This window comes from Actibacterium sp. D185-2 (assembly GCF_054954595.1).
Genome location: NZ_JBPWNX010000001.1, coordinates 617644 through 631033, shown reverse-complemented (window position 1 = coordinate 631033; position 13390 = coordinate 617644). Strand labels below are relative to the sequence as shown.

The window sequence follows — 13390 nt, the reverse complement described above, 5'->3', positions numbered from 1 at the left end:
CCCAGCCCCTCGGGCACAGGGGCATTGAACCTCAGACGAGCCTCAAGTGGAAATACCACCTCTAAACCGCTATTTACCGGACAAGAACAGCGATCGGATGCGCATGCAGCTATGGCATCCCCTTTGCAGATTGCGATGGCATTGCAGGGCCGGCACAGGCGAAAAAGACTGGCGCAGTACGCTGTTAATTTATATATATCTCTTATGAAAATGCGTGATCTCGAGGCCCAAACTGGCGTAAACCGCGAGACTATTCGAGTCTACTTCCGGCACGGCTTGCTGCCAGAACCCTCGCGCCCCAAGCGCAATGTCGCCGACTATGATGAAACCCATGTCGAGACGATACGCGCCGTGCGCAATCTGCAAAAACAATCCGGCATGACCTTGCCACAGATCCGCGACGTGCTGAGCGGCAAGCAAATGAACCGCCGGCTGGACGCGCGCGCCTTTCAGAACCTTGAAACGCTGCTTGCCACGCGCGTGGAATATGACAGCACCGGGAACGTCTCGCTCGATAGTCTGGCCGAGCGGAACCCGATGGCCCGTAGCGACGCGCATCTGATGGCCAACCACGGGCTCGTGACGATGATCAACGGCAAGGACGGGCCCACGGTCAGCCTGTCTGACGCGCGCATGCTTCAGCTATGGTCGCAGATGCGCACCGCGGGGTTCGACGAAGCGCATGGATTTTCACCCGATATCCTCAGCTATTACCGCCACGCGGCGGAATATGTCGCGACCCATGAATCCCACCTCTTCCGTGAGCGCGTCGAAGGCCGGATTGATGAGCACAAGGCGGTCGATATGCTGGAACAGGCCCTGTCCTTGATGCTGGAATTCTTCGGCCTGCTGCGCCTGAAGAGCTTCCTCAAGAAGATCGGCCCGGAAGCACCCGGAAAACCCGAATAAAAACGCGGCGCCCGTCAGGGCGCCGCGCATGATTGCCGTGGGAGGAGGTGCCGGCCGGTCAGGCCATAGCGCCGGCAATCATGAGCTTGAGGTCCGAAGACGGGTCTTTCAGCGCCTCGGCATCAAGCTTGACACCCTTGCCCACCAGTCGCTTGGCCGCCATGAACTCGCCCGGCATGTTCACCGCGTCCAGCGCCAGGAACTCGCCGCCCCTGAGGTACCAGACCGAGAACTTGCGCGCACTCATGTCGCCGCGCACCACCGCCTGATCAAACCCGGTCAACAGGCCCGCGGTCTGCAATTTCATGTCGTACTGATCCGACCAGAACCAGGGCGCATCCAGCGCCGGGGCCGGTTTGCCGCAGATCGACGCGGCCGCGATCTTGGCCGTTTCGATGGCGTTATGCACGCTCTCCAGCCGCCCGCGATGACCGTATTGGACGATGACCCGGTTCGCACAGTCACCGATCGCATAGATATCGGGATCGGTGGTGCGCGCCTGCGCGTCGGTGTTGATACCGTTCTCGCAGGTCAGCCCGGCCTCTTCGGCCAGTTCCTGGTTCGGCAGAATCCCGATGCCGACCAACACGATATCGGCGGGAATAACCTCGCCATCCTCCATCTCGACCCCGGTCAGATGACCGTCTTCGCCGACGAAGCCCTTCATCCGGGCGTTAAGCCGCACATCCACCCCGGCGCTCCGATGCACGTCCTGATAAAACTCGGAAATCACCGGGCTGGTCACACGGGCCAGCACACGGTCCATCGCTTCGAGCACGGTCACCTCCAGCCCGAGCTGGCGGGCGACGGCGGCGGCCTCCAGCCCGATATAGCCGGCGCCGACCACCACCAGGCGCTTGCCCCGGGTGGCCAGCGGTTGCAGTTTGTCGACATCCTCAAGCGTACGCAGAACCATGACGCCGTCGAGGTCAGCCCCCGCAACCGGGATCATGCGCGGGCGCGACCCGGTGGCGATGATCAGCTTGTCATAGGGCAACACTTCACCGCTTTCCAACGTCACGGCCTTTCCGGTGCGATCCAGCGAAACCGCCCTTTGCCCCAGCTTCAGCGTCACATTCTGATCGTCGTAAAAGCCCGCAGGTTTCACATAGAGCCGCGCCTCGGGAAGCTCGCCCTTGAAATAGGCCTTGGACAGCGGCGGGCGCTGATAGGGCGGTGCGGGTTCGTCACCCACTAGGGTGATCGGGCCGTCGTGCCCCATCTGGCGCAGCGTCACAACGGCGGTGCCTGCGGCCTGACCTGCTCCAAGAATGACGATTTTCTGTTCGGTCGAGCGTTCCATGTCGTGTCTCGTTGTCTGTTCGCGTGAACGGGCGTCACGCGCCCTTAAAAATCCGCCGGCGGCCACTACCGCCGACGAGAAGGCTCCCGGGCCTCTTCGAAGCCCGGGAAATCCGGTCAGGCCGTCAGCGTGTACCGGATCGGCACGCTTTTCGGCCCGCAGACGAATTCTGAATTCGCCATTTTGGGCTCGCCGGCCAGCTCGACGCTTTCGAGCCGCGGGATCAGCTTCTCCCAGAAGACCTTCAGTTCCATGCGCGCCAGGTTGGCGCCCACACAGATGTGGCTGCCAGCGCCGAAAGTGATATGGCGGTTCGGGCGGCGGTGGATGTTGAACGTGAAGGGCTCGGAGAACATGTCCTCGTCGAAGTTGGCAGAGAAGTACGAGACATACATCTGATCGCCCTTCTTGATCTTCTGGCCGCTCAGCTCGTAATCCTCATTCGCGGTGCGGATGAACTGCTGCACCGGCGAGGTCCAGCGGATCGCTTCTTCCACGAAGGCGGAAATCAGCTTGGGATCGGCCTTCAGCTCCGCCAGAAGCTCCGGATGTTCGGCCAGATACCACATGCCGGTGGCGGTGGTGGCCGCCGCCGAATCGTGCCCCGCCGACGAGAAGATCAGGAAATACGAGATCATCGTATTCGGATCCATCGGGCAGCCATGCTTGTCGCTGTTGGCCAGGATTGTGGCGACGTCGTCTTTCGGGCAGCCGCGGCGATCGGCGATCACCTCGGAATACATCTTGCCGAATTCGTTGTTGACCAGATCCCAGGTTTTCACCACCTCGGTGGGGTCGGTCGGATCGGCGCCGGGGCGCATCAGATCGGGATCGGCAAAGTTGAAGAACCACTGCACCAGCTCCAGGATGCGCGGGTGATCCTTGCGGTCGACCCCGACGATATCCATCATGACCTCGAGCGGGTAGCGGAACGCGACCTCCTTGGCGAAGTCAATCTCGGGCGCCTGCTCGTCCATGACCTTGATCCAGCGGTCGGCGCTTTCTTCGACCATCGGTTTGAACTTGCTCAGGCCCTCGGGGGTGAACTGCGGCGCGGTCAGGTTGCGGTGCTTGATGTGGTCTTCACCATCCATATGCACCAGCGTGCGCAGAATGTTCTTTTTGCCACCCGTGTATTGCGCCACCAGTTCCTTGCCGCTTTGCGGCACCAGCGTCTTGGATTCGATGGCCGAGCGGAACACGTCGTCCTTGCGCAGCACCTCGCGCACGTCGCTGTAGCGCGACACGATCCACATCGGATCGAAACCCGGCACCTCGGCCTTGCCCAGCGGATAGTCCTTGCGCAGAGTTTTCAGGATTTCATGCGCCTGGTCGCGTTTGCCGATGCCAAACGTCAGCGGATTGAACAAAGGTGCCACAAGCTCGGCGGGGATCATCGTCTGAGACATTTCAACTCCATGTCTGAAGAGGCCACGCACCGATGAAGGCGGCGACCGCTGATTGCAGGTAGCTCAAGAAGCGAAATCAACGGCTTCACCTGATCGTCCGGCCCCTGGCCCGCCAGGCGCCGCTCAGACTCGTAGCGGTATTCATATGATTTCTCCTCCCATCGACGCGCTGGACCTCCCTGTCCATTTTGCGCATCCAATATACGCAAAATAGGCGGCAAAATCGGCTTTCGTCAACATACTGCTTAACTTTTCCCGTATTTTCGGCCTGGCGCCCTCTTCAGGCAGGCCTGATCCCCGGCGGATATTGCCGCCAGATCTCCCTTTCGGCACGCCGCGAAACCCAAGCCAGAATTACGGTTTCTTATTGTTTTAATTTACTTTTTAAGAATTTAGCTTCGACGCTCGCTGCACTTACAATATTTCGGATCCGGATCTTACCGTGCGTTCCGCCCCTTCAATCTTCATGGATTATGGATCATCCTTTAAATGATCGTCGTACTGCATCGGCCGATTCGGTGTGTCGGGAAACGACAGCACAGCCCCCGTCATGCCACCATAAATCCAGAAAAAGCACTGCTCTCAAAGACATTCCACACCAGAATCACTCACCAAAACAGAAATATCTAATTTATTTCAATAAGTTGGAAACATCTGCCTTAAGCTGGGAACCCATCGGGCCATGGCGCACGGATCGTTTGCGTTCTACTGATACGCATTTTTATTGACAGTATTGCCCTGCCCCGCCTACCTTGCTCGCCGATACAGCAGCGTACACAAGCTGTGCATCCCGCCATCAAACGCCAAGGGAGGGCGCGCGGGATGTCAGGTACGCAGCCACAAGAGGGAGGAGCCATCATGACCGACCCGGTTCGAACCGGCGCGCGACGACAATCAAACAAATCGCCGAAAATCTGACCTGACGGTCACCCCGAGGGGTTGGCCAACACCTGTTTCGCCATTCACGCGAACCGATCTCTTCATCACATGCAGGGGATTGGCCAGCTGTGTCTGAACGGTACGGAACATTACCTGTGAGAGCACCTGAAACATGACAGACATCAAGGATCTGATCCACACGCCGACCGGCCAAATGCTGATCGGTGGCCAATGGGTCAACGCCGCATCGGAAGAAACCATTCCTGTCGAGGATCCGTCGAACGGCGCCACGATCGCCCGGCTTGCCGCAGCGACCGAAGAAGATGTCGACCGGGCCGTCGCCGCCGCCCGCGCCGCCTTTGAAGGTGCCGCCTGGAGCCGGATGCGCCCGATCGACCGCGGCAAGCTGCTGGAAGACATCGCGCGCAAGATCGAAGAGCACGCACAGGAACTGGCCCTGCTGGAAAGCTATGACAACGGCATGCCGGTCAGCATGGCGATGATGGTCAACCTGCCCGCCTCGGCCGAGATCTTCCGCTACATGGGCGGCTGGTGTTCGAAACTGGGCGGCAAGACCATTCCGGTCAGCGGCGATGGCCGTGCCTTCCACGCCTATACCCTGCGTCAGCCGGTCGGCGTTGTCGGCGCGATCACGCCCTGGAACTATCCGCTGGCGATGGCATCCTGGAAACTCGCCATGGCGCTGGCCGCCGGTTGTACCGTTGTGCTGAAACCGTCCGAGGTTACCTCGCTGTCGACCCTGCGGCTGGTTCAGTTGATGCACGAGGCCGGCCTGCCCGAGGGTGTGGTCAACGTGGTCACCGGCTTTGGCCATATCGCCGGCCAGGCCATGGCCGCGCATGAAGGCGTCGACAAGATCGCCTTCACCGGCTCGACCGCCACCGGCAAGAAGATCGCCACCGCCGCCCTTGGCAACATGAAGCGCGTCAGCCTGGAATTGGGCGGCAAGTCGCCCTCGATCATCTGCGCCGATGCCGATCTGGCGCAGGCCATCCCGGGCGCCGCGCTGGCCTGTTTCTTCAACTCCGGCCAAATCTGTTTCGCCGCGACCCGGCTCTATGTGCACCGCTCGGTCTATGACGCGGTCGTGGGCGGCTTGGCCCAAGTGGTGGAAAGCTTCCCGATGGGCAATGGCCGCGAGGCGACCACCATGCTCGGCCCGCTTGTGTCGAAAGCCCAGCAGGATCGCGTGATGGGCTTTGTCGAAAAGGGCAAGGCCGAAGGCGCCGATCTGATCTGCGGCGGCGAAACCGTGGGCGACGAGGGTTATTTCGTCAAACCCACCATCTTCGGCAACACCACCAAGGACATGACCATCGTCAAGGAAGAGATCTTTGGCCCGGTCCTGTCTGTCACCCCGTTCGACGATATGGATGCCGTCATCACCGAAGCCAACGACTCGGTCTATGGCTTGGCCGCCAACATCTGGACCAACGATCTGCGCACCGCCCATACCAGCGCGGCCAAGCTGGACGCGGGGTCGGTCTGGATCAACTGCCACGGCATCGTCGATCCGTCGATGCCCTTCGGCGGGTTCAAGTCTTCCGGCTGGGGCCGCGAAGTCTCGGAAGAGGGCATCAGCCTTTACACCGAAACCAAATCGGTCGTCGCAGCACTGGAAGACCAGCAGTTCGGCTGAGACACCACAGAATTCCAAGGAGAGAAGACTACATGAAACTTCAAGGTAGAACCGCCCTGATCACCGGCGCCGCCACCGGCATCGGCCGTGCCATCGCCGAACTGTTCCAGAAAGAGGGCGCCAACGTCGTCATCGCCGACATCGCAGGCGCCGCCGAAGCCGCGGCCGAGATGGGTGGCAACACCATCGGTGTCGAAGCCAATGTCACCAGCAAGGAGTCGATGACCGCCGCAGCCGCAGCCGCCGAGGAAAAGTTCGGCGGGATCGACATCCTGGTGAACAACGCGGGCATCTTCACCGGCCTGAACTACACCCCGATGGAAGCCATCGAGGAAAGCGACTGGCGCAAGCTGATGGATGTGAACGTCATGGGCCCGTGGGTCTGTGCCTCGGCCTGTCTGCCAGCGCTGCGCAAATCGGAACATGGCCGTATCGTCAACATCGCCTCGGTGATCGCGCATCTGGGTATTCCGATGATGCTGCACTACGTCAGCTCGAAGGGCGCAGTGGCCGCCATGACCCGCGGCATGGCCCGCGAGATGGCTGTGACCGGAAGCAACATCCTCGTGAACGCGGTGTCGCCCGGCTACACCCACTCGGAAAACGCCAAGGCCAATACCGAACAGCACGAAGCCTTTGAAGGCACGGCCAGTTCGATGCGCCTGATCAAGCGTTCGGCCGAGCCGCTGGACATCGCCAACGCCGTGGCCTTCCTGGCCAGCGACGAAGGCGGCTACATCACCGGCCAGAACCTGATCGTCGATGGCGGCCTTTTCTTTAGCCAGTAACAAACAATGAACGCGCATCCGGGCGGAGGAGGAAGCCGCCCGGATGCGTTGGGAAGAAGGGGAGGAATTCATGAAATTCACGCATGCAAAAGCCTTGGCGCTGACCACGGCACTAATCACGCTTTCGCCGCTCAGCGCGATGGCAAATGACGGCCTTATGTTCTCGGGCTACAGCGCCACCACGTTGGGCATGGCCGGTGCGGGCGCCGCCAATCCTACGGATTCGCAGATCGGCGCCGTGAACCCGGCCGGGTTCGCCTTCACCGGCAACCGCGTCGACATCACCGGCGCGCTGCTGTCGGTAGACATCAATTCGACCGTCCTTGGTGCGCCTTACAATGACGACCCGCTGCTGCCGGCGGTGCTGCCCAGTGTCTCGTATCAGTATAACGACAAGTGGGCCTTTGGTTTGTCGACCTACGGCGTGGGCGTTCTGGTGGATTATGGCGAACCGATTCCGCCTGCCCCCGGCGTCACCGACACGGGCGCCACGTTGATGCAACTCGTCCTGGCCCCTTCGGCAGCCTATAGACTGAACGAGAACCACGCCGTTGGTTTTTCGCTGCTGTTGGCGGGCCAGTATTTCGACCTGACCGGGCTACAGGCCTATGGCGTTGGCGATCCCGGCGATACAGGTTCTTTCGGCGCGGGCTTCAGCATTGGCTATATGGGCCAGCTTACTGACACGGTTCGCGTTTCCGCCAGCTATTTCAGCCAGATCCATATGGGTGATCTGGAAGGGTATGAAGGGCACCTCGCGGACGAAACCGATATCGACCTGCCGGCCCGTGCGATCCTGGGTCTGGCCTTCGATGCCAGCCCGCGACTGACCCTTCTGGCCGACTACCACTGGATCAACTGGGCCGATGTCAAACCGCTGGGCAATTCCTTTCCCGGCAGCTTCATTCTCGGTGCGCCCGACGGCCCCGGCACCGGCTGGAAGGAACAGCACATCCTGAAACTGGGCGCCCAGTACCAACTGAACGATCAGTGGGCGGTCCGTGGTGGCGTCAGCAAATCAAGCCGCCTGTGGGAAACCGACGATAACGCCCTGAACTATTTCACCCCGGTTACGCCCGACACCCACGTCGCCATCGGCGCAACCTACAAACCCCGCGAGGATCGCGAGTGGAGCTTTGCCTTCAACCGCGCCATCGCACGCAAACAGACGGGCACCGGCCTGTCGACAGGCACCGACCTGGACACCCGAATCGACACCTATGCCGTCACCTACGGCTGGACCTTCTGACCGGGTCGGAAAGTCCAAAATCACCCTTTTCCTGCGGCATTTCAGCAAGGTTGTGCCGCAGGGGCTCTCAGGGGCTTGAATTGACATAATGGTCCAGCCATTAGTATATCAGGCCAAATATCACATCGGGTTCCGCAGCAACCGGATCAACCCGACAAGGCGGTATCAAACCGCCGCAGCTTTGGAGGAGGAAACATGGCTAAGATTACTTTTGTGGACCACGACGGCACCAAACACGAGGTTGAAGCTTCGGTGGGCAGCAACGTCATGCAGGCTGCGGTCGACAACAACATTCAGGGCATCGATGGCGACTGCGGCGGTATGTGCGCCTGCGCAACCTGCCACATCACCGTTGACCCGGAGTGGTTCGCCAAGACCGGCGCCCGTTCGGAAAACGAAGAGTCGATGCTGACCTTCCTGCCCGAGATTGCCGAAACCGCACGCCTGGGCTGCCAGATCGAGATCACCGACGAGCTGGATGGCCTGGTTGTGCACCTGCCGATCGAACAATTCTGATTGTCGCGTGAAGGAGAAAGCCATGACAGCCATCAAGGATATCCCGCTAAGCGATCTGGACCCGTCGGTCCAAACCCGTTTTCAAAGCGGTGAACACTTCGAGGTCTTCGACCGCCTGCGTGCCGAAGCCCCGGTTTATTTCCACGAAACCACCCAGTACGGGCCCTTCTGGTCGATCTCGAAGTACAAGGACATCATCGAGGTCGAAGCCAACCCGAAGATGTTTTCCTCCGATGCGGCCTATGGCGGCATCTGGATCAAGGAACAGCCCAAGGACACCATCCGCAAAAGCTTCATGACCGCCGACCAGCCGGAGCATGACCAGCAGCGCAAGGTGGTGAACCCGATCGTGTCGCCCTCCAACCTCCACAACATGGAGCAGAAAGTCCGCGACATCGTTACCCTGGTGCTCGACGATCTGCCGCTGAACGAAGAGATCGACTGGGTGGAGCGCGTTTCGGTCGAGGTGACCGGCCGTGTTCTGTGCGAGCTGATGGACTTCCCGGTCGAGGAACGCATGGATCTGACCACCTGGTCGGACATCGTGAACACCGATGTCGACGCCGGCACCGAGATCACGGACGAATACGTCAAGCTTGAAAAGCTCAAGCCGATGATCATCAAGTTCAAGGAACTGTTCGCCGAACGCACCGCCATGCCGCCGCAGAACGACCTGATCTCGATGCTGGCCCATTCGCAGGAGACCGCGAACATGGAGCCGCAGCAATTCGTCGGCATGCTGGTGCTGCTGATGGTGGGTGGCAACGACACCACGCGCAACTCTATTTCCGGCGGCGTGGACGCGCTGAACAAGTTCCCCGAGGAATACAAGAAGCTGCGCGAAAACCCCGAGCTGGTCGAAAGCATGGTGCCGGAAATCATCCGCTGGGTGACCCCGGTGGCGCATATGCGCCGCACCGCGCTGGAAGACATCGAGTTTCACGGCCAGCAGATCAAGAAGGGCGACAAGGTCATCATGTGGTATTGCTCGGGCAACCGGGATCCCGAGGTGATCGAAGACCCTTACGAGTTCAAGATCGATCGCAAGAACCCGCGCCAGCATGTATCGTTCGGGTTTGGTATCCACCGCTGCCTGGGCAACCGCATGGCCGAACTTCAGCTTCGCGTTCTGTGGGAAGAGATCCTGAAGCGCGGGTGGGTCATCGAGACCACCGGAGAGCCCGAGCGACGCTTTTCCAACTTCGTGGTCGGCATCGACAGCCTGAAGGCAATTATTCGACAAGCGTGATGCTGTCATATTTCGGCCCGGCAGGAGTGCCGGGCTAAATCTCGTTCATCATGACCCAGCCCCCTGTTCCGGGCCGTTCAGGTGTATAATCCGTTCCTGTTTCTTTCTGTTGATAGGGTTGCGGTCAAGGCCTGCTGAGCGGAGCCCTTGCGTAGCTCAAGCGAAGCAGGCCGTGTGGCGCGGTTGAGATTGGCGTAAACGGCTGGAGCCAGTCCGCCAAGCGATTGCCCTGAGACCCGTTTCTTCCTCCATTTTGAGGTAGAGTCCGCTCCAACCAGGAGACGGACAATGAAGCGATCAAGGTTCACGGAAGAGCAGATCATCGGGATGCTGAAGGAGCAGGAGGCCGGAATGACGACGGCCAATGTCTGCCGCAAGCATGGGGTCAGCACGGCGACGTTCTACAAATACAAGGCTCGGTTCGGCGGGCTTGGCTAACAGGCGCGACCATCTCTTTCAACGTTTTCATCTCATGGAAGCCGCGCTGTGTTCTGGATGGCCCACCGGATAGGCGTCAACCGCTTGATGTCTGCCGAAGGAGCAATGAGCTTTGAACCCGATGGCGGACATTCGCAGCACGAGATCCTCATTGCCTATGCACGGATAGAAGCCGCGGTGCGCGCACGAACAACGAACCTCACGTAGACCAGAGATAAATTGATAGACAATGGGGTGGCTTCTGGCCGCCCCATTTGCGTTTCAGGCCATGAACCTCAGATAAGGGGCCCACCGGGTATAGTTGCCCTTCGAGACAACCTATCGCCCTGGTCAACAGACACGACCGCGCCATTCAAAACGTGGCTCTCATGGAAGCCACACTGTTCCGGACGGTCCACCGATCAGGCGTCAAGAGCATCACTTCCGTCCAGGAGCAATGGGTTTGCCCCCTGCTCTTGAAAACTCCAGATTGGACAGGAATTTCTTCTAATCGATTTTGGACGGCATTCCTGCCGCACCATATCCCTTGGGACAGATTCGAACCTTGGGCATCGTGCTTCAGGGGCTAAAAACAAGAAAATCGGGCGTTTCCGCCCGATAGACTTCTTATGCTTGCAAAATGGCCATTCTAACCCGGCCGGTGGCCATTAATTGGTAGTCAGAATAAACAGACCCAACCCGGATCACTGACATTTCGAATGGCCGCAACTGGCGCAGGTCATGCAGCCCTCGACCATCCGCATGTCATAGGCGCCGCAGGCCGGGCAGGCCGGGCCGCGCGGGCGTTCGCCCACCGCCATCGCCTCTGCCTGGGGGTCGGCTTTCAGGCCCATGCCTTCGCCCTCGATAAAGCCGATGGTCACGAGATGCCGCTCGATCACCCCGCCGATGGCCGCCAGGATCGAGGGGATGTATTTGCCCTGCATCCAGGCCCCACCGCGCGGGTCGAACACCGCTTTCAGCTCCTCCACGACGAAGGACACATCGCCGCCGCGCCGGAACACGGCGCTGATCATTCGGGTCAGCGCCACGGTCCAGGCGAAATGCTCCATGTTCTTGGAGTTGATGAACACCTCGAACGGGCGGCGGTGGCCGTTGATGACCACATCGTTGATGGTGATATAGATCGCGTGCTCGGAATCGGGCCATTTCAGCTTGTAGGTATTGCCCTCCAGCGCCTGCGGCCGGTCCAGCGGTTCGGACATATAGATGACTTCGGCACCGGTATCAGTCTCGGGCGTTTTGTCAGAGCTTTCCGAGACCGACAGGACCGAGCCGGTCACAGCGTTGGGCCGATAGGTGGTGCAGCCCTTACAGCCCGTCTCATAGGCTTCCATATAGACGTCCTTGAATGCCTCGAAGGAAATATCCTCGGGGCAATTGATCGTCTTGGAGATGCTGGAATCCACCCATTTCTGCGCGGCGGCCTGCATCCGCACATGATCCAGCGGCGCCAGGGTCTGGGCGTTCACGAAATAGTCGGGCAATTCCTTGTCCCCGAACTTTTCGCGCCACATCTGCACCGCACAATCGACCACCTCTTCCTCGGTCCGGGTGCCGTCTTTTTGCAGCACCTTGCGGGTATAGGCATAGGCAAAGACCGGCTCGATCCCCGAACTGACATTGCTCGCATAAAGGCTGATCGTGCCGGTGGGCGCGATCGAGGTCAGCAGCGCGTTGCGGATGCCGTGTTCGCGGATCGCCTCGCGCACATCCGCGTCCATCTGCATCATGTGGCCGGTGGCCAGGTATTTCTCGGCGTCGAACAGGGGGAACGGGCCCTTTTCCTTGGCCAGATCGACCGAGGCCAGATAGGCGGCGCGCGCGATCCGGTGCAGCCAGCGTTCGGTCTGGCGCGCGGCCTCCTCGGACCCATAGCGCAGGCCGACCATCAGCAGCGCATCGGCCAGCCCGGTCACCCCCAGCCCGATCCGGCGCTTGTTCGCGGCCTCTTCGGCCTGTTGCGGCAGCGGAAAGCGCGAGGCGTCCACCACGTTGTCCATCATCCGCACGGCGGTGGCGACCAGTGTATCCAGTTCGGCCTCGTCCAGCTCGGCGATGGCGTCGAACGGGTTGCGCACCAGCCGCGCCAGGTTGATCGAGCCCAGAAGGCAGGCGCCATAGGGCGGCAGGGGCTGCTCGCCGCAGGGGTTGGTGGCGGCGATGGTTTCGCAATAGCTCAGGTTGTTCATCTGGTTGATGCGATCGATGAAGATCACGCCGGGTTCGGCATAATCATAGGTCGCGCGCATGATCCGGTTCCACAAATCGCGCGCCTCGACCGTGTGATAAATCTTGTCATCGAACACCAGATCCCAACTGCCGTCGGCCTTCACGGCCTCCATGAAATCATCCGTCACCAGCACCGACAGGTTGAAATTGCGCAGCCGCGCCGGATCCTGCTTGGCGGTGATGAAATCCTCGATATCGGGGTGGTCGCAGCGCATGGTGGCCATCATCGCGCCTCGGCGCGACCCCGCCGACATGATCGTGCGGCACATCGCGTCCCACACATCCATGAACGACAGCGGGCCAGAGGCATCCGCCGCCACGCCCTTCACATCCGCGCCCCTGGGCCGGATGGTGGAAAAATCATAGCCGATGCCGCCGCCCTGCTGCATGGTCAGCGCGGCCTCTTTCAGCATATCGAAAATGCCGCCCATGCTGTCGGGGATCGTGCCCATCACGAAGCAGTTGAACAGCGTCACCGCCCGCGCCGTACCGGCCCCTGCGGTGATCCGGCCCGCGGGCAGGTATTTGAAATCCTCCAGCGCGGCAAAGAACGTATCCTCCCACGCGTCGGGCTGTTTCTCGGGCGCGGCCAGGGCGCGGGCGATTCGGCGCCAGGTGTCCTCTACCGTCAGGTCCACGGGACTGCCATCCGCCTGTTTCAGGCGGTATTTCATGTCCCAGATCTGCTCGGCAATGGGGGCGGAGAAACGGGTCATTCGAGGGTCCTTCGGCGCGGGTGAGAGGGGTGGACAAGATAC

Annotated in this window: 9 protein-coding genes and 1 pseudogene; 7 read left to right on the top strand and 3 right to left on the bottom strand. The window is 60.5% G+C overall.

Going from position 1 to position 13390, the window contains the following annotated elements; translation table 11 throughout:
• The first annotated feature begins 135 nt into the window (after nucleotides 1-135).
• Nucleotides 136-909, top strand: a complete 774-nt coding sequence (locus ACSR1C_RS03115; RefSeq protein WP_460257852.1) for a MerR family transcriptional regulator — start codon at nucleotides 136-138, stop codon at nucleotides 907-909.
• Between the two features lie 58 nt (nucleotides 910-967).
• On the opposite strand, the gene ACSR1C_RS03110 is transcribed toward ACSR1C_RS03115, so the two are convergent.
• Nucleotides 968-2212: an NAD(P)/FAD-dependent oxidoreductase gene (locus ACSR1C_RS03110; RefSeq protein ID WP_460257851.1), complete on the bottom strand. Its 1245-nt coding sequence runs from the start codon at nucleotides 2210-2212 to the stop codon at nucleotides 968-970.
• Between the two features lie 116 nt (nucleotides 2213-2328).
• Nucleotides 2329-3621: a cytochrome P450 gene (locus ACSR1C_RS03105; protein WP_460257850.1), complete on the bottom strand. Its 1293-nt coding sequence runs from the start codon at nucleotides 3619-3621 to the stop codon at nucleotides 2329-2331.
• Nucleotides 3622-4672: 1051 nt separating this feature from the next.
• Here ACSR1C_RS03105 and ACSR1C_RS03100 point away from each other — a divergent pair.
• From ACSR1C_RS03100 to ACSR1C_RS03075, 6 genes and pseudogenes are all read left to right on the top strand, one after another.
• Nucleotides 4673-6160 (top strand): aldehyde dehydrogenase family protein, encoded by a 1488-nt coding sequence (locus ACSR1C_RS03100; protein ID WP_460257849.1) that lies wholly within the window; start codon nucleotides 4673-4675, stop codon nucleotides 6158-6160.
• Between the two features lie 32 nt (nucleotides 6161-6192).
• Complete coding sequence (locus ACSR1C_RS03095) at nucleotides 6193-6948, top strand: SDR family NAD(P)-dependent oxidoreductase (protein WP_460257848.1); 756 nt, start codon at nucleotides 6193-6195, stop codon at nucleotides 6946-6948.
• Between the two features lie 70 nt (nucleotides 6949-7018).
• Complete coding sequence (locus ACSR1C_RS03090) at nucleotides 7019-8197, top strand: OmpP1/FadL family transporter (protein WP_460257847.1); 1179 nt, start codon at nucleotides 7019-7021, stop codon at nucleotides 8195-8197.
• 195 nt (nucleotides 8198-8392) lie between these two features.
• Nucleotides 8393-8713 carry a 2Fe-2S iron-sulfur cluster-binding protein gene (locus ACSR1C_RS03085; RefSeq protein ID WP_460257846.1) on the top strand — a complete coding sequence of 107 codons (321 nt, stop codon included), beginning with the start codon at nucleotides 8393-8395 and terminating at the stop codon, nucleotides 8711-8713.
• A 22-nt stretch (nucleotides 8714-8735) separates the two neighbouring features.
• Nucleotides 8736-9962, top strand: coding sequence for a cytochrome P450 (locus ACSR1C_RS03080; protein WP_460257845.1), 1227 nt, complete (start codon nucleotides 8736-8738; stop codon nucleotides 9960-9962).
• A gap of 288 nt (nucleotides 9963-10250) precedes the next feature.
• Nucleotides 10251-10394 (top strand): annotated as a pseudogene (locus tag ACSR1C_RS03075) (transposase); the annotation flags it as partial.
• Nucleotides 10395-11083: 689 nt separating this feature from the next.
• On the opposite strand, the gene ACSR1C_RS03070 reads toward ACSR1C_RS03075, so the two are convergent.
• Nucleotides 11084-13348: an adenosylcobalamin-dependent ribonucleoside-diphosphate reductase gene (locus ACSR1C_RS03070; protein WP_460257844.1), complete on the bottom strand. Its 2265-nt coding sequence runs from the start codon at nucleotides 13346-13348 to the stop codon at nucleotides 11084-11086.
• Between the last annotated feature and the right edge of the window lie 42 nt (nucleotides 13349-13390).